This window comes from Bradyrhizobium sp. UFLA05-125, from assembly GCF_059803515.1.
On record NZ_JBANBJ010000053.1, the window covers coordinates 1 to 20573 of the forward strand.

Genomic DNA, 20573 nt, shown 5'->3' on the forward strand with positions numbered 1-20573 from the left:
GCCCGATCTCTGTGCCCTCGCCGATCACGGCGCCGTCTTCCACGCGCGCGGTGGGATCAATCTTGCTCATTAAGAAGGTCTGACTATCCGTTGAAGTTGCTCGGTTTTCCGGTGGTTAGCGCGACTTTGCGTGATCTGTCCAGTGACGTATCATCTCGGCGTATTTCCACCTGATCGTCATTCCGGGATGCGTGCAAAGCACGCAGGCCCGGAATCCATCTCACCGCTCGCACCGCGACCCAATGGATTCCGGGCTCGCGACGGAGCCTGTCATCGGGCCGCGCTTCGCGCGGACCCGTTGGTCGCGCCCCGGAATGACGAAGAAAACAGGATAGTTCGAACGTAATCCGGCAAAGCGCAGCTTTGCTCAGTCCGTCAGCATCGCGCCGACGTCGGCTTCGGCAACGACCTGGCCGTTGACCTTGGCGTCGCCGTGAAACCACCACATCGCCTTGCGGCGGCCAATCGAGCGCATGTGGTATTCGATGGTGTCGCCGGGCAGCACGGGCTTGCGGAATTTGCACTTGTCGATGGTGAGGAAATACACCGCCCGCGGCTTCTCGGTACCATCGACCGACGTGATGCCGATCACGCCCGCGGTCTGCGCCATCGCCTCGATCATCATCACGCCGGGATAGACCGGCCGCTCGGGGAAATGGCCCTGGAACGCCGGCTCGTTGAAGGTGACGTTCTTGATGCCGATGCCGCTATAGTCCGTGCGGATGTTGATCACCCGATCGATCAACAGCATCGGGAAGCGGTGCGGAAGTGTGCGGAGAATCGCGTTGATGTCCACGAGCTCGAACCTGACCGGTGCTTCCTCCATTACTCCTGTCCCTCGTCCTTCGCATCGGCCTTGCTGTTGCGTACCAGACGCTCCACCGCGATGATTTCCTTGAACCACTGCTTGGTCGGCTTGGCAAAGAAGCCGCCCCAACGTCCGCCTGCCGGGATGTCGTCCTTGACGCCGCTCATCGCGGTGACCTGAGCCCCATCGCCGATCTTGAGGTGATTGTTGATGCCAACCTTCGCTCCCAGCGCAACGTTGTCGCCGATCGTCAGGCTACCGGCGAGGCCGATCTGAGCGGCCAGCAGGCAGTTCCGGCCGATGGTCACATTGTGGCCGATCTGGACCTGGTTGTCGATTTTGGTGCCCTCCCCGATCACGGTGTCACGCAACGACCCACGATCGATGGTGGTGCCGGCGCCGACCTCGACGTCGTTCTGGATCAGCACCCGTCCGGTCTGCGGGACCTTGAGGTGACCCTCGGGACCGAAAAAGACGAAGCCGTAGCCGTCCTGACCGATCGAGCAGCCGGGGTGGATCAGCACGTTGTTGCCGATCAGGGCGCACTGGATGGCCGTACGGGCACCGACGTCGCAGTCCCGGCCGATCTTGACGCCGGGGCCGATCACCGCGCCGACGCCAATCACCGTGCCACTGCCGATTTCGACCTCCGGGCCGATGACGGCCAGCGGATCGACCACGACGCCGTCCTCCAGACGCGCCGTCGGATCGATGATCGCCGACGGCGCGATGCCGTTATTGCCGACCGAGGATTGCGGCCTCAGCGCGTCGCCATGCCATTCCCGGGCGATCCTAACGAAGGCGCGAAACGGCTGCGCCACGCGCAGCGCGGCGACGTGGGCCGGCACCTGCGCCTCGAAGCGCGGGCTGACGAGGCACGCGCCGGCCTTGGTCGCCTTGAGCTGGTCGACATATTTGAGGTTGTCGAAGAACGTCAGGTGCATCGGACCGGCTTCGTCGAGCGAAGCCAGGCCCGTGATGATGTGGCCGGCCCGGGCCGGGTCGACCAGCTGAGCCTTCGTCAGCGTGGCGATATCAGCCAGCGCCGACGCAGGCGGCTTCTTGAAGAAGGACGGCTGTGCCATTCCACCCCGTCGAGGTCCGGCCGGAGATCGGCTTAGAACGACGTACCGCCGCCGAACCGGAACTGCTGCACGCGGTCATACGCGCCCTTGGTGAGCGGCACTGCGTAGTCGAAGCGCAGCGGTCCGAACGGAGACTGCCAGATCAGACCGACACCCACCGACGAGCGGACGACGTTACCATTGTCATACACCAATCCGGTACAAGTTCCAGCCGTGGCCGGGTTGACGGTCGACGGAGTACAGTTCGAGTTCTTCGTCGTCGTCGTTTCGCCGGTGAGCGCCCAGGTCGTCGGGCCCTGGTAGTCGTAGAGACCGCCGGCGTCGGCATAGACCGCACCCTTCAGGCCCACTTCCTTGGGCAGGAACCAGAACGGCATCTGCAATTCGAGCGAAGCGCCCCAATACTTCGTGCCGCCAAGCGCGTCCTGCGTGCCAAAGGGATTGAGGTCGCGGGGACCGATGCCGTTCGGCGCAAAGCCGCGGACGAGGTTCGGACCCATCTGGAAGTGATCGAGCATGCGCAGCTCGGTGCTGCCCCACTTGTTCAGGATACCGCCCTGCAAGTGGACCAGGCCGACGAGATCGGACACCAGCGACTGGTAGTACTTCGCATCGACCGCCGTCTTCAGGTAGGAGACGTCGCCGCCGACGCCGGCGAAGTCCTGCCGGAAGTCGACCAGGAGGCCGTCAGTCGGGTTCTTGTTGTTGTCGAGCGTGTTGTAGGTCAGCGTGTAGCCAAGCGCCGAAGTCAGCGTCGCGCCGTTCGCCAGCTCCTTGCGCACCGGCAGCGAGGCTTCGCCGTTCTGGTAGCACCCGAGGCCGTTCGTGGAGCTGAGATCCGGGACACCGCCGTTTGCGGCGGAGAAAGCCGGGCTTGTATTGGCCGCAGTGCCCAACGTGTTGTTACAGTCCTGCAAATAGGACGGCAGCGTGATTTCCTGACGGTAGACCGAGTAGCGCAGCTGCAAGGCCAGATCTTCGCGCAGGCTGAAGCCGAGCCGCGGGCTGAAACCCAGCGTCTTGGTGCCGTAGGAGATGTAGCTGTTGGACAGCTGCGTGCGCTGATAGAGGTCGAGGCCGAGCGCGACGCGGTAGTCGAGCAGGTACGGTTCGACGAACGACAGCGAATAGCCGCGTGCATACTGGCCGTAGGTGACCGCGGCCTTTGCGAACAAGCCGCGGCCGAGAAGGTTGCGCTCGGAGATCGAGACTTCGGCCAGCGCACCGTCGGTCGTGGAGTAGCCGCCCGACACCGAGAAGTCGCCGGTGGACTTTTCCTCGAGATCGACGATCAGGACCACGCGGTCGCTGGACGAGCCCGGCTCTGTAGTGATCTTGACGCTCTTGAAGAAGTCGAGGTTCTTCAGGCGGCGCTCGGCACGATCGACCAGCGCACGGTTGTAGGCGTCGCCCTCGGAGAGGTCGAATTCGCGCCGGATCACGTAGTCGCGCGTGCGGACGTTGCCGCGAATGTTGATGCGCTCGATATAGGTGCGCGGACCTTCGTCGATGTTGAACACGACAGAGACTGTGTGCGCATCGAAATTACGGTCGCCGCCGGGCCGAACCACGGCGAAGGCATAGCCGCGACGCGAGGCCTCGATCTGCATCTCCTCGACCGACTTCTCGACCGCTTCGACGTTGTAGAGCGAGCCGACGTTGACGCGCGAAAAGCTGCGCAGCACGTTGGGATCGAAGTTCGGGATGCTCGTGCGGAAGTCAACCGATCCGACGCGGTACTGCTGGCCTTCCTCGATCTTGAAGGTGACGAGGAAGCCCTTTCTCTCCGGATCGTATTCGGTGATCGCGGCGACCACCTGCACGTCGGCGAAGCCATGCTTGAGGTAGAAGCGGCGAATCAGGTCGCGGTCGGCCTCGACCCGGTCCGGATCGTAGACGTCGGCACTGCCGAGGAAGCTCAGGAGATTCGTCTCACGGGTCTTGATGACGTCCCTCAGGCGATAGCTCGAATAGGCAACGTTGCCGACGAAGTCGATCGACTTGATGCCGGTCTTGGCGCCCTCATCGATCGTGAAGACCAGATCGACGCGGTTGTTCGGCTGCTCGATGATCTCGGGCGTCACGTGCACGTCGTAGCGGCCGGAGCGACGATAGATTTCGGCGATGCGCAGCGTGTCCGACTGCACCACGGCACGCGAGAACGTGCCGCGCGGTTTGGACTGGACTTCGGCGGTGAGCTGCTCGTCCTTGATCTTCTTGTTGCCCTCGAAGGCGACGCGGCCGATGACGGCGTTTTCGACCACCGAAACCACGATCCGGCCACCGACGCGGTTGATCTTCACGTCCTGGAACAGGCCGGTCTCGATCAGCGCCTTGAGGCCGTCGTCGATGGCGGCCTGGTCAAGGCGTCCGCCAGGACCCGGCTTGAAATAGGAACGGATGGTCTCGACCTCGACACGGCGGTTCCCCTCCACCGAGATCGAATCCACGGTCTGGGCCGCAGCCGGCGACGACACGAAAGCGGCCCCGACCGGGGCCAGCACCGGCACGCCGAACATGATCAGGGTGGCGAGCAGGCCCCCCCGGACCTTCATACCAAAAATCATGCGCAACGACGCCCTTATCATTCCAGTGCCAGACCCAACCCCAACGCCGGTCTGGGAGATTCCCCAAGTTTCATGCCGCTTGTAGCTAATTTCACCGACGCCGCAAACGGCCGAGCGCGCCGTAATTTCATTTCAGTCCAAGACGTTGCCTAAGAGCAACGTCACAAAAAAGCCCGCTTCACGATGCCGCCAGATGGAGAATGTCGTTGTAGGTCGCAAACACCATCAACATCAGTACCAAGCCGAGCCCGATTCGAAACCCCATCTCCTGCGCGCGTTCCGACAAAGGCCGGCCCCGGACCGCCTCCACCGCGTAGAACAAAAGGTGCCCACCATCGAGCAGCGGAACCGGAAACAGGTTCAACAGCCCGATCGAGATCGACAGCACCGCAGCCAGGTGCACCAGCGCCGCAAGACCGATGGTCGCGACCTGCCCGGAGATCTGGGCGATTCGCAAGGGACCGCCGACCTGATCGGCCGCCTCGCGGCCCGTAAAGACCCCACCGATATAAGCGAGCGTGCGGTCGATCACGAACCAGGTTTCCTTCACGCCCAGCCACAGCGCCGTAGCCGGATCGACCCGTTCGGTGACCGTGTCACCGGCCGCTGTCTGCCGGGTGATTCCGAGCACGCCGAGCCGATGCACGTTGCCGAATGGGTCCTTCACCTCGCGCAGTTCCGGGGTCCCGGTCAGATCGACCTGCGAATCGCCTCGCTTCACGCTGAAGGTCAGCTTCTCGCCGGCATGCGTGCCGACGATCCGCTGCATGTCGGAGAAGCTTCCGATCTTGGTTCCGTCGATCGTGGTCACGACGTCGCCGACCTGGAAGCCGGCCGCAGCCGCGGCGCTGCCGGCCTCGACCTTGTCGACTCGCGCCGTCGTCGATGGCTTGCCGAAAAAGGTGAAAAGACAGGTGAAGATCACGATCGCGAGCAGGAAGTTCGCGATCGGTCCGGCCGCGACGATCGCAGCCCTCGGGCCCACCTTCTTGTGATGGAAGCTGCCGGCGCGTTCCTCTGCCGACATCGCAGCCAGCGTCTCGGCCGACGGCGTCGAGGCCTCGGTGTCGTCGCCGAAGAATTTGACGTAGCCGCCGAGCGGGATCGCCGAAATCTTCCAGCGCGTGCCATGGCGGTCGTTGAAGCCGACGAGCTCAGGGCCAAAGCCGAGCGAAAAGGTCAACACCTTCACACCGGCCCAGCGCGCAACCAGAAAATGGCCGAGCTCATGGAAGAAAACAACGATAGTCAGGACGAATAAAAAGGGGATCGCGTAGCCGATCAGCCCATGGCTCAACGTATTGAAGCTATGGAGGAAAAACTCAGTCATCGATTCCTCTTAACCCGGCGCCTCGCGGCCCCGGTTCCGAACCTACTAGGATGCCTTTGAGGCAATTTGAGGCAATAGGGTGGCCGCCCTATTTCGCGCAACATGGTCAACGGTGATCGCATCATCCGCGGAGGACAAGGGCGCCAGATTGCCACCCCTGATCCAGTCTTCGAGCGTCGCTTCGACCAGCCGCGCGATGGCGCCGAATCTGATCTTGCCGGCGATGAAGGCCGCCACCGCGACCTCGTTCGCCGCATTATATACCGTAGTGGCGCCGCGTCCCGTCCTTAAAGAATCGTAAGCGAGGCGCAGGCCCGGGAAGCGCTCAAAGTCAGGCGCCTCGAAGGTCAATTGCCCGATCTTGGCGAGGTCGAGCTTGGCGGCGGGTCCCTTGATGCGGTCGGGCCAGCCGAGGCAGTGCGCGATCGGCGTGCGCATGTCGGGGGCGCCGAGCTGCGCAACGACCGAGCAGTCGGAGAATTCGACCATGCCGTGGATGATCGACTGCGGATGGACCAGCACGTCGATCTCGTCCGGCTTCAAGGCGAACAGATAGGACGCCTCGATCACCTCGAGGCCCTTGTTCATCATCGAGGCGGAATCGATGGTGATCTTCTGGCCCATGCTCCAATTCGGATGCTTCAGCGCCTGGGCCAGCGTTGCCTGCTCGATGTCGGTGCTCTTCCAGGTGCGGAACGGGCCGCCCGAGGCGGTGATGATGACGCGCACGAGCTCGTCGCGATTGCCCGAGCTCAGCGCCTGGAACAGCGCGTTGTGCTCGGAATCCGCGGGCAGAATGCAGGCACCCGCCTTGGTGGCGCGCTGCATGAAGAAATCGCCGGCGCAGACGAGACATTCCTTGTTGGCGAGCGCGACATGGGCGCCGCGATCGACCGCGGCGAGCGCGGGCTTCAGTCCCGCCGCACCGCTCACCGCCGCCATGACCCAGTCGGCCGGCCGCGCACCAGCCTCGATGACGGCGCTTTCGCCGGCACCGCATTCGGTCTTGGTACCGGCGAGCGCATCCTTGAGCTCGGCAAGTTTGGAGGTGTCGGCGATGGCGACGAAGCGCGCGGAAAACTCCTTCGCAAGCTTTGCCAGCGCCTCGACGTTGCCGTTGGCGGTCAGCGCCTCGACGCGATAGCGCTCGGGCGAAGCGCGCAACAGATCCATCGTGCTGTCGCCGATCGAGCCGGTGGCGCCGAGGACGCTGACGCTGCGCACCGCAGATGCCGCGGGCTTGTTGTTACGCAAAGGGACTGGGCTCATTGTTTCACCAAACCATAAGACCGCTTCCCGCGCTATGCACACCATGGCGCAGGTAGCCGAAAATCCAGGCCACCAGAATGGCGGCGATGAAGCCGTCCAGGCGGTCCATCAGCCCGCCATGTCCGGGGATTAAGTGACTGGAATCCTTGACGCCGAACCGGCGCTTGACGGCGGATTCGAAGAGGTCGCCGGCTTGCGAGACCACCGACAAGATGGCGCTGAGGGCTAGCAATGGAACCGCCTTGCCGAACCCGGAGGCGGCAAAACCGCCTGCGACCGCCAGACTCGCGACGAAGCCGCCAATCGCGCCGGCCCAAGTCTTCTTGGGGCTCACGCTAGGCCACAATTTTGGACCGCCGATGCCCCGGCCCGCAAAATAACCACCGATGTCGGTCGCCCACACCACGAGCAGCACGAACATCAGTGCAACGAATCCGTTCACCGGATCCTGCCGCACCAGGATCGAGGCAAGCAGCGCAGCCACCGCATAGGCGAAGCCGGCCCCCGCCCAGGTAAACCTGTCTTTCGCCAGCAGCATGATCACGACGCCGCCGATGGCGCCAATCGCGACCGCAGCCTTGAGCGCCCCGAAGGCGACACAGAATCCCATGATGGCGAGGACGATCGTCCCGCACGCTGTCAGGACAACCCGCCCTGCCCCGACCACCGTCAGCCATTCCACGAACAACCCGATCGAGGCGAGCGTAACCAGGAACGCCCAGAGCCAACCGCCGGCATAGGCGAGCGCGATCGCCAGCGGCGCCAGCACGAGGGCCGCGAGGACACGCATCATCAGGTTGCTTGAAGCCGGCTTTGAGCCCGCCGGCGCGGCATCGTTTTCGGTCACGAGGCGGTTTTCGCGACCAGGCCGCCGAAACGGCGTTCGCGTCTGGCAAATTCGGCGATCGCGCCTTCGAGCGCAGCCTTGTCGAAATCAGGCCAATGGATCGGCACGAACACGAGCTCGCTATAGGCGGCCTGCCACATCAGGAAATTGGATAGGCGCTGCTCGCCGGAGGTGCGGATGATGAGATCGGGATCGGGAATCTCGGGTGCGTCGAGATAATGCCCGAGCGCTTCGGCATCGATCGAGGCCGGATCACGCTTGCCCTCGGCGACTTCGCGCGCGAGCTTTTGCGCGGCTTTCGCGATCTCCTGCCGCGAGCCGTAGTTGAACGCGACGATGAGAGTGAGACGCGTGTTGTTGCGCGTCAGCTCCTCGGCCTCGTTCAAGAGGGCGCAGATGTCACCTTCGAGTCCCTCGCGCTCGCCGATGATGCGCACCTTGACGCCATCACGGTGCAGGCTCGCGAGGTCGTTGCGGATGAAGCGTCGCAACAGGCCGAAGAGATCGCCGATCTCGCTCGCCGGACGCGACCAGTTCTCGGAGCTGAAGGAGAAGATGGTGAGATAGCGGATGCCGAGTTCATGCGAGGCACGGACGACGCGGCGCAACGCTTCCACGCCGCGGCGGTGGCCCTCGGCGCGCGGCAGGCCACGTGCAGCCGCCCAGCGCCCATTGCCATCCATGATGATGGCGACATGCGCAGGCGCCTCGGACCTTTCCGGTCCTTCCGTGACGGGCGCGGCGGCGTTGGACATGAAGGCGATGCCTTAGACGGTGAGAATTTCTTTTTCCTTGGCCGCCAGCAACTGGTCGATCTCGGTGATCGTGCCATCGGTCGCTTTCTGCACCTCGTCGGCGTGACGCTTCTGGTCGTCCTCCGACATCTCGTGATTCTTCTCGAGCTTCTTGAGCACGTCGAGACCGTCGCGACGGACATGGCGCGCGGCGACTTTGGCAGCTTCAGCGTATTTGTGCGCGACCTTGACCAGTTCCTTGCGCCGCTCCTCGTTGAGCTCGGGGATGCGCAGGCGCAGCACCTGGCCTTCGGTGGCGGGGGACAGGCCGAGATTGGAATCGACGATTGCCTTCTCCACCGGCTTGACCATCGACTTGTCCCAGACCTGCACCGAGATCAGCCGCGGTTCCGGCACGCTGACGGTGGCGAGCTGGTTGAGGGGCATGTGGCTGCCGTAGGCTTCGACCTGAACCGGATCGAGCATCGAGGCGGAGGCGCGCCCGGTGCGCAGGCCCCCGAGCTCGTGCTTGAGGGACTGGACGGCGCCCTGCATGCGGCGCTTCAATTCGTTGAGGTCGAAATTACCCGTGGCCATCACGCTCTCCCTTCAGATACTCGGCCGAACCGCGCGAGCTGCGCCCGGCGGCCGTCAGCCGGCGACGATCGTCCCGTGGCCGATGCCGCGCAAAATCGCCCCGATCGAGCCCGGCTCGGCGATCGAGAATACGATGATAGGCAGTGACGTCTCGCGGGCAAGCGCGAAGGCGGTCGCATCCATCACCTTGTAGCCGCCCTCGATCGCCTGCGAATGCGTCAGCCGGTCGAAGCGCTTGGCGGCAGGATCCTTCTTGGGATCGGCCGAGTAGACGCCGTCGACATTGGTTGCCTTGAGGACGGCCTCGGCGCCGATCTCGGCGGCGCGCAGCACCGCGGTCGTGTCGGTCGTGAAGAACGGATTGCCGGTTCCACCCCCGAGCAGCACGATTCGGCCCTCGGCCAGGTATTTGTGCGCCGCAGCGCGGGTGAACAGCTCGGAAATCTCGGGCATGACGAAGGCCGACAGGGTACGCGCCGGCGTGCCCTTACGCTCGATCGCCGCTTCCACCGCGAGGCAGTTCATCACGGTGGCGAGCATGCCCATGGTGTCACCGGTCGGGCGCGACACGCCACGGGAGGACACCTCCACGCCACGAACGATATTGCCGCCGCCGATCACCACTGCGACCTCGGCACCGAGATTGCGTGCGGCGATCAGATCGTCGGCAACCCGGTCAACCGTCGGCTGGTCGATCCCAAAACCCTGCTGTCCCGCGAGATATTCGCCGGACAGCTTGATCACCACGCGACGGTAAACCGGATCAGTCATGAGCACTTTCCCTCTCCGGGCGCCGCTTCCGGCGGCAGGCCGGAAGGAACCGTCCCGGCGCTTACTTCTTGCCGCTGGCGGCCGCGACTTCTGCCGCGAAGTCGCTTTCCTGCTTCTCGATTCCCTCACCGAGAGCATAGCGCACAAAGCTGGCGATCTTCACGGGCCCCCCGACCTTGCCCTCAGCTTCCTTCACCGCCTGCGCCACCGACTTGCCGGTGTCGTGAATGAAGGCCTGCTCGAGCAGGCAGACTTCCTTGTAGTAGGTCTTCAGGCCGGACTCGACGATCTTCTCGATCACATTCTCCGGCTTGCCCTGCTGGCGGTACTTGTCGGCGAGCACGTCCTTCTCGCGCTTGACGATCGCCGGATCGAGACCGGCAGGCTCGAGCGCGAGCGGGTTGGCGGCCGCGACATGCATGGCGAGCTGGCGGCCGAGCGCTGCGAGCTCATCGGCCTTGCCGGACGATTCGAGCGCGACGAGGACGCCCATCTTGCCGGCACCATCGATGACGGCACCGTGGACGTAGCTCGACACCACGCCCTGGCTCACTTCGAGCGAAGCCGCGCGGCGCAGCGTCATGTTCTCGCCGATGGTGGCGATCGCGTCATTGATCGCAGCTTCGACCGTGACGTCGCCGACCTTGCTGGCCTTGATCTTCTCGACATCGGCGCCGGCATCGAATGCGACCTGGGCAATCATCTTGACGAGGCCCTGGAACTGGCCGTTGCGCGCGACGAAATCGGTCTCGGAGTTGACCTCGACAACGACGCCCTTGGTGCCCTTGGTGAGCGCACCGATCAAACCCTCGGCCGCGACGCGGCCGGACTTCTTGGCAGCCTTCGACAGACCCTTCTTGCGGAGCCAATCCTGAGCCGCTTCCATGTTGCCGTCGTTCTCGGTGAGTGCGGCCTTGCAGTCCATCATGCCCGCGCCGGTCGACTCGCGCAGGTCCTTGACCATTGCAGCTGTGATCGTAGCCATCGTTGAAAATCCTTCTTGCCTGCCGGTTAACCCGCGGCGCGGCGCTGTCTCGCCCCACCGCGGTCCATCACAGGACGTCGCGTCAACTGAAATGGTGGCCGGAATGATCCGACCACCCCTCGACTGTTATTCCGCTTCCGCGGTGAGCGCCTTGGCCTTGGCCACCCAGGCATCCGCACGGCTGGGCAGACCAACCTCTTCGCCGATCTTGTGCGCGGTGGCGTGATCGAGCTCGGCGAGCTGCCAGTAGTGGAAGATGCCGAGGTCGTTGAACTTCTTCTCGATCGCACCCGACACGCCCGGGAGCTTCTTGAGGTCGTCGGCGGTGCCGCGCGGACCTGCAAGGCCCTGGAAACCGCTGGTCGACGGAAGCTCTTCAGCAGCCGGCTTGACCGAAGCGCCGATATCGATGCCCGCATCGCCCTGGGCGCGCGAGATGCCGTCGATCGCCGCACGCGCGATCAGATCGCAGTAGAGCGAGATCGCGCGGCCCGCGTCGTCATTGCCCGGGACCACATAGGTGATGCCCTTGGGGTCGGAATTGGTGTCGACGATCGCCGCGACCGGGATGTTGAGCCGCTGGGCTTCCTGGATCGCGATGTCTTCCTTGTTGGTGTCGATCACGAAGATCATGTCGGGTAGACCGCCCATGTCCTTGATGCCACCGAGCGAGCGGTCGAGCTTGTCGCGCTCGCGCTGGAGCGTCAGGCGCTCCTTCTTGGTGTAGGAGTTGGCTTCGCCACCAGACAGCACCTCGTCGAGATGACGCAGGCGCTTGATCGACGCCGAAATCGTCTTCCAGTTGGTCAGCGTGCCGCCGAGCCAGCGCGAATTGACGAAGTACTGCGCGCAGCGCTTGGCCGCATCGGCAACGCCGTCCTGCGCCTGGCGCTTGGTGCCCACGAACAGGATGCGGCCACCCTTCGCGACGGTGTCGCTGACGGCCTGGAGGGCATGGTGCAGCATCGGCACGGTCTGCGCGAGGTCGACGATGTGGATGTTGTTGCGGGTCCCGAAAATGAACGGTGCCATTTTCGGATTCCAGCGGTGCGATTGGTGACCAAAGTGCACGCCAGCTTCGAGCAGCTGACGCATGGTGAAGTCGGGTAGCGCCATAGTGATAATTCTCCGGTTGGTTCCTCCGGAAACGTGTGAGCAAGACGGAGCGTTCTCGCCCCGGCTGCCACCGGACGGCCTTTTGAGCCATGTTTCCGTGTGAGATGGCGCGCTATATAGCGCGATTTCGGCCAGAAGCAAGGAAATAAGGGCTTTTGGAGGGCGTTTTGGCGCCCTGCCTCGAGCCCTTTTTTCCGCAGTTCCACGCCTTCCCTAGCACTTTGGGTGGTTCGGGGGACATTTCTTCGGGGCTGCCGCCGCAGGATGCGGCGGAGCAGCCGGACGGGGCGGCGGAGCCGCGGCCACCCGCGGTGGGGGTGGCGGCGCCGGGTGGGCCGCTGGTGGCGGAGCCGGCCGCGCCGCAGCGACAGGCGGAGCCGCGGCGTGGGAGGGCGGCGGTGAGGCCGCTCGCGGCGACGGTGCCGAGGGCACGGGTTTCGCGACGGCTTGGGGATGGGCCGGCTTGGCCGCCTGCGGCGGCGGGGTGATCGCACGCTGATTCTGCGGCTTGACCTGCTCGCGCGCCGTGGGCTGCACCGCGCCGACCACGGGCTTGCCGGCTGCTGCGCCTGCGGGCGGCGGCGTGGTCCCCTGCTCGCGGATTGCCGACTTCGTACGGCTGTTCGGAGCGGTCCCCGCCGCCGTCCCGGCGACCGGCGGCTTGGGCGCCTGACCCGGCGCCGTGGTGGCGTTTGCGGTGGGCGCCGTCGTGGACGGCGCCGTTGCGGTGGCCGCGTTCGGATGCGTGCCGTTGACGGGCGCGGTCGCAGTCGGCGCGAGCCTGCCATTCGGCGTCTGGGCCGCGGTCGGCGCCGCCCCTGTCCCGGTGGGCGCGGGCGGCGTCCCACGGGTTCCGGGGACCGGCAGCGTGTTGGCCTCGGGCAGCCTGCTCGGCGGCGCGGCTGCGGTCGGCGCGACATTCGCTGGTGTCACAGCCGGTGTCCCCGGCCTCGCCGCCGGCGTGATCGTGGCGCTCTGCGGCATCGGCAGCTTGCCCTGCTGGATCAGGGCGGCGCGCTGTGCGACCGCCTGCGGCACAGCCGGTCCCGCCGCCGTGGCACGGCCGGCGACGGCCGGCGCGAGGCTGCCGGGCGCGAGACCCGCCGCGGTCGCCGGCGGCCGGTTGATGACGTTGTTGATCACCGTGGTGTTGTGAATGTTCTGGTAGATGATGTTGTTCGGCGGCGGCGCGACATAGATCGGCGGCCTGACGAACACCGGGATCGGCACGAAAACCGGCTGGGGCAGCACGAACAGTCCAACCACGGGCAGCGGCGGCGGCAGCACGATGAAGTCCGGCGGCGGCGGCGGGCAGAAATAGATCGGGGGCGGCGGCGGCGGCACGAAGCCGAACACGGGATCGCTGAACAGGAGCACCGGACGATCGACATAAACGATCTCTTCCGGCGGCGGCGGCGGCACGTCGTAATCCATCATGGCGAAGCTCGGCGGCGGCTCGAGCGGCGCGGTCAGGATCGCAAGCCTGCGCCGTGCATCGCCAGCATGCGGCCCGCGCGGATAGCGGCGCAGATAGGACCAGTAAGCGTCCGGCGTGTCGGCGCGATAGCTCCGCCGCCAGGTGATCGCCTCTCGGCGCGCCGCGACGATCGCCATCACGCGCTTGGCCATCGGATCGCCGGGATAGGCGGCGAGGAAATCCTCATAGGCCGGCAGCGTGTCGCGCTCGAGCGCGGCCGCATAAGCGTCCTGCACGCCGAGATCGCGGATCGGCTTGTTGCGGATCGCGGCGACCTGATCGGGCGCGGCCTGCGGCGGCGGTGCGTCAGGTCCGCGCTCGAAGAACGAGAACTGCGCACTGATCTTCTGATCGTCCCAAGGCACCTGCGCGCCCTTGCTGGTGTCGTTGACGCGCAGGCGCACGCGGTCGAAGACCTCGGGCAGCGACAGGCCCCCGGTGCGGATCATCTCGGCGAGCGACTGGGCGTAGATGCCATAGGGCCCCGGCTCTTCCGGCGCCACGGTGCCGGGCGCGGCGTTATAGGCGATCAGCATGTTCGCGTCAGGCTCGACCAGCGCGAGTCCGCTTGCGATCGGCTGGCCGCCCTCGATGAAGGGCTGCGCCCGGGCCGCATCGAGCACGACGATGTTTGCCTTCAGCGGCAGCGCGGCGAGCTGGCGGACGTAGTCGCTGATACGAAGCGCCTCGGTCGGAACATCGGTATCGCGCATGATGTTGGAATCGACCGGGATGAAGTAGTTCTCGCCGGCGAGTTGCACGCCATAACCGGCGAGATAGATCATCGCGACCGTGCCGGGTCCCGATGTCTGTGCCTTCTGAAGAAAATCGCGAAAGCTCTTGCGCAGCGTGTCGCCGTCGAGGTCGCGGGCGCCGACCACGTCGAAGCCGGCGGCCTGGAGCGTCTGTGCGATCAGGCCGGCATCATTGGCGGTCGTTGCCAGCGGCGACTTCGCGTAGGCGCCGTTGCCGACCACCAGCGCGATGCGCTTCTCCTGCTGCTGGGCGTAGGCCGGCTCGAACAGTCCACCTGCCGCGAGCAGCAGGCTCGGAAGAAGCAGACCGAAGAAATATCCAAGGAAAGATTGTCGTGTCCCACGCATGGCTTTCGCGCCCGCTAGTGTTGTTGAGCTTCCCACCGCACATGAGGCGCACGGCCGGCTGAACGGCGTTTGAACGAAAAGCGCTTGGAATGAGGCGACCGCATGACCGCTGGCCGCAGTCCGTCAGCTCCATGTCAGGTTCGCGATTGCGAGTTCCTGGCCGCATGATCCTGATCCTGGCCCCCTACCCCTGGGAGATCAGGTCGACGGTGCCCGTGGCCAGCCGGTAGATGCCGCCGACGACCTTGAGCTTGGCCTGCTCGGCCGCGGCATTGAGGATCGGCGCCGCAGACTTCAGCCTGGCAACATTGTCGATCACGTTTTGCCGGATCGCCTTGTCGAGCACGTCCCCGCCCTGCTGCATGGCCGCCTTGGCGGCGGGCGCGATCGCTTCGACCAGCTCGGGAATGTGTCCCGGCGGCGGCTTGTTGTCCTTGATCGCCTTCAGCGTCGCATCGACGGCGCCGCAACTGTCGTGGCCCAGCACCATGATCAGCGGCGTGTTCAGCACGGCCACCGCATATTCCAGGCTGGCGATGGTCTCGTCGCCGGCGAAATTGCCGGCCACGCGACACACGAAGAGATCACCGCGGCCGCTGTCGAAGGCGTATTCCGGCGCGATGCGCGAGTCGGCGCAGCTCAACACGGCCGCGAACGGATTCTGGCCGCCGACCAGCGCTTCACGCTCATGCTTGAAGTCGTGGCGCCGCGTCACGCCGTCGACATAGCGCGCATTGCCGTCCATCAGCCGCTTCAGCGCCGCATCCGGCGACAGCACGTTCTGCGGCTTGGGCGGCGTCTTCGTCTCCTTGGCGAAGGCCGTCGAACCGAACATCAATGCCGAAGCGGCGAACAGCATCATCGAGCGTCGCGAAGGCACGAGCGGATGATGCAAATAGTCAGAGCATTTGTCGCACATATCTTTCCCCTACCATCTCAGTACATATCTGCATGAATAGTACAGGACGCAAATGACAGCGACACTTCGCCGCCGACAAAACCATGTACCGGCACCGCCGGACTCGATCGGCGGATGCTACAATTGCTGCACGTCGACCACGCCGGCGACTGCCTTGATCGCGCCTGCGATCTGCGGCGAGACCTTGAAGCGGCCGGGCAACTTCATCTCCACCTCGGTTTCGAGATCGAGCATCATCACCAGCGAGACCTCGCCGTCGCCGTTGGAACGCGGCGCGATGCCGGGGCTGCCGACCTTCGGCGCTCCGCCGTTTGATGGCGCAGCGTCCGGACCTGACAGCCGCCGCGCGATCGATTCCAGCGGCTTGGTGTCGCGCAGGAAGATGCGCAGGCCTTTTTGCGTCTTGGCGGCGGCGTCATCGAGCGGTTCGGCGTGCAGCACGCGCGCACGCACGTCCTCGCCCTGCAATTCGGCTCCGAGCTGCAACAGCACCGCCGCGCCCGGCTCCAGCACGTCGCGATATTGCGCGAGCCCTTCGGAGAACAGCACCGCCTCGAAATGGCCGGTCGGATCGGACAACCCCATAATGCCCATCTTGTTGCCGGTCTTGGTGCGCCGCTCCATGCGCGACACCACCGTCGCGGCGACCTTGCCGGCGGTCGCGCCGGTCTTCACCGCGCGCGAAAATTCCGCCCAGCTCTGCACCCGCAGGCGCTTGAGGATCGTCGCGTAGTCGTCGAGCGGATGGCCGGACAGGAAGAAGCCGATCGCATCATATTCGCGCCGCAGCCGTTCGGCCGGCAGCCATGGCTCGATCTGCGGCAGCATGATGGTCGGTGCATCCGCCGCGCCTCCGAACATGTCGTTCTGACCGATGGTCGCGGCCTCATTCGCGCGCTGGCAGGCGGCGAGGATCGCATCCGCACCGGCAAAGACACGGGCGCGGTTCGGCTCCAGCGTGTCGAAGGCGCCTGCGGCGGCGAGACTTTCGATGATGCGCTTGTTGATCGCGCGCGGCGACACGCGCGCGGCGAAATCGGCGAGCGAGGTGAACAGCCCGTTCCTGGTTCGCTCTTCGATGATCTGCTCGACGGCCTGAAGGCCGACGCCCTTGAGCGCTGCGAGGGCGTAATAGATGGTCTTCTCGCCGACTTCGAAGGTCGCCCCTGAACGGTTGACGTTCGGCGGCTCGACCTTGATGCCGAGACGCTGCGCCTCGGAGCGGAATTCGGAGAGCTTGTCGGTGTTGTTGAGATCGAGAGTCATCGACGCCGCGATGAACTCCACCGGATAATGCGCCTTCATGTAGGCGGTGTGGTAGGACACCAGCGCATAGGCCGCCGCGTGGCTCTTGTTGAAGCCGTAATCGGCGAATTTGGCGAGCAGTTCGAAGATCGTCTCGGCCTGCGCCTTCGGCACGCCGTTCTTCACCGCGCCGGCGACGAAGATGTCGCGCTGCTTGTCCATCTCGGCGCGGATCTTCTTGCCCATCGCGCGGCGCAGGAGGTCGGCGTCGCCGAGCGAATAGCCCGACATCACCTGCGCGATCTGCATCACCTGTTCCTGGTAGATGATGACGCCGAACGTCTCCTTCAGGATCGGCTCCAGGACGGGGTGCAGATATTCCGGCTCCTCGTCGCCGTGCTTGCGCGAACAATAGGTCGGGATGTTCGCCATCGGGCCTGGGCGATAGAGCGCGACCAGCGCGATGATGTCCTCGAAACGGTCGGGGCGCATGTCGATCAGCGCGCGCCGCATGCCCTGGCTTTCAACCTGGAACACGCCGACCACGTCGCCGCGCGCGAGCATCTGGTAGCTCTCGGCATCGTCGATCGGCAGCGTCGCGAGATCGACATGGATGTCGCGCGGCTTGAGGAGCTTCACCGCGACGTCGAGCACGGTCAGCGTCTTCAGGCCGAGGAAGTCGAACTTGACGAGGCCCGCGGGCTCGACCCATTTCATGTTGAACTGGGTCACCGGCATGTCGGACTTGGGATCGCGGTAGAGCGGCACGAGCTCGCTCAAGGGGCGATCGCCGATCACGATGCCCGCCGCGTGCGTCGAGGCATGGCGCGTCAGGCCTTCGAGGCGCTGGGCGATGTCGAAGGCGCGCGCCACGACCGGGTCTTCATCGCGAAACGCCTGGAGCTTTGGCTCGCTCTCGATCGCGGCGGCCAGCGTTACCGGTGCGGCAGGATTCTGCGGCACGAGCTTCGTGAGCTTGTCGACCTGCCCATAGGGCATTTGCAGCACGCGCCCGACGTCGCGGAGCACGCCGCGCGCCTGCAGCGTACCGAAGGTGATGATCTGCGCGACCTGGTCGCGGCCGTAGCGCTGCTGCACGTATTGGATCACCTCGCCGCGGCGGTCCTGGCAGAAGTCGATGTCGAAGTCCGGCATCGAGACACGCTCGGGATTGAGGAAGCGCTCGAACAGCAGCCCGAACTTGATCGGATCGAGATCGGTGATGGTCAGCGCCCAGGCGACCAGCGAGCCCGCGCCGGAGCCGCGGCCCGGCCCGACCGGAATGCCCTGCGACTTCGCCCATTTGATGAAGTCGGACACGATCAGGAAGTAGCCCGCATATTTCATGCGGGTGATGACGTCGAGCTCGAAGGCGAGCCGCTTGTTGTAGTCCTCCTCGGTCGTGCCCTGCGACAGGCCGTGCACGCGCAGGCGGTTCGCAAGCCCCTCCTCCGCCTGCCGCTTCAATTCCCCCGCCTCGACCGCGGCCGCATCGGAGCTGCCCGCGGCGCCGACGGTGAAGAACGGCAGGATCGGCTTGCGCGTCATCGGTCGGAACGAGCAGCGCTCGGCGATCTCGATCGTCGAGGCCAGCGCCTCCGGAATGTCGGCGAACAGCACGGCCATCTCGGCGCGCGTCTTGAAGCGGTGGTCGGGCGTGAGCTGCTCGCGATCGCTCTCGGCGATCAGTCGCCCGCCGGCGATGCAGAGCAGCGCATCGTGCGCCTCGTAGTCGTCGGTCGAGGCGAAGTACGGCTCGTTGGTCGCAACCAGCGGCAGGCCTTTCGTGTAGGCGATGTCGATCAGCCCGCTCTCGATGCGGCGCTCCTTGTCGATGCCATGGCGCTGCAATTCGATGTAGAGCCGGTCGCCGAACAGGGCCGCGAGTCGCTCGCAGCGCGTGGCTGCGAGCTCGGCATGGCCGGCCCCGAGCGCAAGCGAGATAGGCCCGTCCGGCCCACCCGTCAGCGCGATCAGGCCTTCAGTCTCGCCGTCAAGCCAATCGAACTTGATGAACGGCGCGTGGCTGTCGGGAGTCTCGAGGAACGCGCGCGAGTTCAGCCGCATCAGGCTGCGATAGCCGCGCTCCTGCGCGGCCAGCAGTACGACCCGCGAGGGCAGAATCGCATTGCGCGCATTCGGATCCTGGTCGCCGAAATCGATCGCGAGCTCGCAGCCGACGATCGGCTGGATGCCGGAACCCGCCATCTTGTCGGAGAACTCCAACGCACCGAACATGTTGTCGGTGTCGGTCAGCGCCAACGCCGGCTGATGGTCCTTTTTCGCCAGCTCCGCGAGCTTGGCGATCTTGATCGAGCCCTTGAGCAGCGAATACGCCGAGTGAACATGAAGATGGACAAATCCGGCGGTCGGCATGGTCGCTTACGGCCTCTTGCATATGAGATGGAGCGGTCGCCGGCGCCGGAGGCATCCTGCACTCGCTTGCCCGACTCGCCTCACAATGGTGAGGCGTCGCCGCGCCAGAGTCCACGCCGGAGCGGCCGATCGGCCGCGTCGTCCCGCTTTTCCCCAAAGGCCACCCGCGAGGAACTCTCAACGGGGCGCCGAGCAGCGGTTTACAGAACCGCTGGCTAAAGCTGCGGAATCACCTGCGCCCAGATCGCGATCATCCCGACGAACAGCGTAATCGACGCCAGTGCAGCGGCTTCTTCCACGAAGATCTTCAACATGGCCTTGCTCCCTCACCAGAACATAGAGAGAACATTGTTCTATTTTTGTTCTGAGAGTCAAGCGCCGCAAACGCCGTCGCGGCCCGGCTTCGCACCCAATGGTTAACTCGGTGAATTCCTGAAAGAAAAAAGCCCCGGCACAAGGCCGGGGCTTTCGCGACCGCTCCGAAGGAGCGACCTTATCGGTAGTTGATATCAGTACTTGGCGATGATCGGGCCGCCGAACTTGTAGTTCAGGCGGACGAGACCCATGTCGACGTCCTGACGGATGCGGTCGGTACCCACGAGACCCGTGAAGGTGATGTCCTTGTCCTGCAGGAAGATGTGGTTGTACTCGACGCCAACCGACCAGTTCGGAGCGAAGCCGACTTCGAGGCCGGCACCGACCGTGCCACCCCAACGGGTCTGGCTGGTCGAGGCGAGCAGCGCGCCGGTCGTGGTGCTGTAGACGTCGAACTTGTCGCCGACCACAGCGGCACCGCCCTTGACGTAGACGAGCACGTTGTTCCAGGCGTAGCCGACCTGACCCGTGATCAGACCGAAGGAATCGATGCGGCTGCGGTTGCGATCAGCGAACAGCAGGCTGACGTTGTCGCCGGAGAAGTCGGCCCAGTTGCCCTGACCTTCCACGCCGAACACCCACTGGCCGGTCTGCCAGCGATAGCCGACCTGACCACCGACGGTGCCGCCGGTCGCGTTGTGCGAACCTTCAGTGCCCGTGCCGACGAAATCCCAGGTCGTGTGAGCCGAACCGCCACCGCCGTTGATACCGATGTAGAAACCGCTCCAGTCGTAGATCGCGGCGACCATCGCGGGCGGCGCCTTCGTGTAAGGACGCGCAGCGAGGTCAGCAGCCACCGCCGGCGCAGCCGCGCTGATCGCGACAAGGCTCGCAGCAGCAAGCAACACAGTCTTCTTCATTTGAATTCCCGTTCCAGTTTCTTCGTAAGGGCCCCCGGGCCATGGGCACCTCATAACAGCGATCGAAGGAATTGCTGTAACCGCAACGCAACAGTCCTATCGAAAGGAC

The 20573-nt window shown here is 64.9% G+C and carries 15 protein-coding genes; all 15 read right to left on the reverse strand.

From position 1 onward, the window contains the following. Positions 1–367: 367 nt before the first annotated feature. On the reverse strand, positions 368–826 hold the full coding sequence (gene fabZ / locus SO156_RS32610) for a 3-hydroxyacyl-ACP dehydratase FabZ (protein WP_027523862.1): 459 nt from the start codon (positions 824–826) through the stop codon (positions 368–370). After that, complete coding sequence (gene lpxD, locus SO156_RS32615; RefSeq protein WP_498537631.1) at positions 826–1893, reverse strand: UDP-3-O-(3-hydroxymyristoyl)glucosamine N-acyltransferase; 1068 nt, start codon at positions 1891–1893, stop codon at positions 826–828. Before lpxD ends, fabZ begins: the two co-directional genes overlap by 1 nt. Before the next feature lie 32 nt (positions 1894–1925). After that, positions 1926–4460, reverse strand: a complete 2535-nt coding sequence (gene bamA, locus SO156_RS32620; RefSeq protein WP_458147254.1) for an outer membrane protein assembly factor BamA — start codon at positions 4458–4460, stop codon at positions 1926–1928. 178 nt (positions 4461–4638) lie between these two features. Continuing rightward, positions 4639–5790 (reverse strand): M50 family metallopeptidase, encoded by a 1152-nt coding sequence (locus SO156_RS32625; protein WP_458147255.1) that lies wholly within the window; start codon positions 5788–5790, stop codon positions 4639–4641. A 45-nt stretch (positions 5791–5835) separates the two neighbouring features. After that, on the reverse strand, positions 5836–7059 hold the full coding sequence (gene dxr / locus SO156_RS32630) for a 1-deoxy-D-xylulose-5-phosphate reductoisomerase (protein ID WP_498537632.1): 1224 nt from the start codon (positions 7057–7059) through the stop codon (positions 5836–5838). 4 nt (positions 7060–7063) lie between these two features. Then, a complete protein-coding gene (locus tag SO156_RS32635; protein ID WP_458147257.1) occupies positions 7064–7906 on the reverse strand; it encodes a phosphatidate cytidylyltransferase in 843 nt (280 codons plus the stop codon). After that, entirely contained in the window at positions 7903–8661 is a 759-nt protein-coding gene (locus SO156_RS32640; protein ID WP_458147258.1) for an isoprenyl transferase, read from the reverse strand. The genes SO156_RS32635 and SO156_RS32640 overlap by 4 nt, the downstream gene beginning before the upstream one ends. A gap of 12 nt (positions 8662–8673) precedes the next feature. Then, positions 8674–9237 (reverse strand): ribosome recycling factor, encoded by a 564-nt coding sequence (gene frr, locus SO156_RS32645; protein ID WP_254095528.1) that lies wholly within the window; start codon positions 9235–9237, stop codon positions 8674–8676. Positions 9238–9291: 54 nt separating this feature from the next. After that, entirely contained in the window at positions 9292–10008 is a 717-nt protein-coding gene (gene pyrH / locus SO156_RS32650; RefSeq protein WP_458147259.1) for a UMP kinase, read from the reverse strand. Positions 10009–10069: 61 nt separating this feature from the next. Continuing rightward, the gene (gene tsf / locus SO156_RS32655) at positions 10070–10993 is read right to left on the reverse strand and encodes a translation elongation factor Ts (RefSeq protein ID WP_498537633.1); all 924 of its coding nucleotides are present in this window, start codon (positions 10991–10993) and stop codon (positions 10070–10072) included. Positions 10994–11119: 126 nt separating this feature from the next. Next, positions 11120–12109 carry a 30S ribosomal protein S2 gene (locus tag SO156_RS32660; protein ID WP_458147261.1) on the reverse strand — a complete coding sequence of 330 codons (990 nt, stop codon included), beginning with the start codon at positions 12107–12109 and terminating at the stop codon, positions 11120–11122. A 213-nt stretch (positions 12110–12322) separates the two neighbouring features. Beyond that, a complete protein-coding gene (locus tag SO156_RS32665) occupies positions 12323–14689 on the reverse strand; it encodes a caspase family protein (protein ID WP_498537634.1) in 2367 nt (788 codons plus the stop codon). Positions 14690–14873: 184 nt separating this feature from the next. Continuing rightward, complete coding sequence (locus tag SO156_RS32670) at positions 14874–15608, reverse strand: carbonic anhydrase (protein ID WP_498537635.1); 735 nt, start codon at positions 15606–15608, stop codon at positions 14874–14876. A 117-nt stretch (positions 15609–15725) separates the two neighbouring features. Next, positions 15726–19229 (reverse strand): DNA polymerase III subunit alpha, encoded by a 3504-nt coding sequence (dnaE, locus tag SO156_RS32675; protein WP_498537636.1) that lies wholly within the window; start codon positions 19227–19229, stop codon positions 15726–15728. Between the two features lie 509 nt (positions 19230–19738). Continuing rightward, a complete protein-coding gene (locus tag SO156_RS32680; RefSeq protein ID WP_458147265.1) occupies positions 19739–20464 on the reverse strand; it encodes an outer membrane protein in 726 nt (241 codons plus the stop codon). Positions 20465–20573 lie beyond the last annotated feature (109 nt).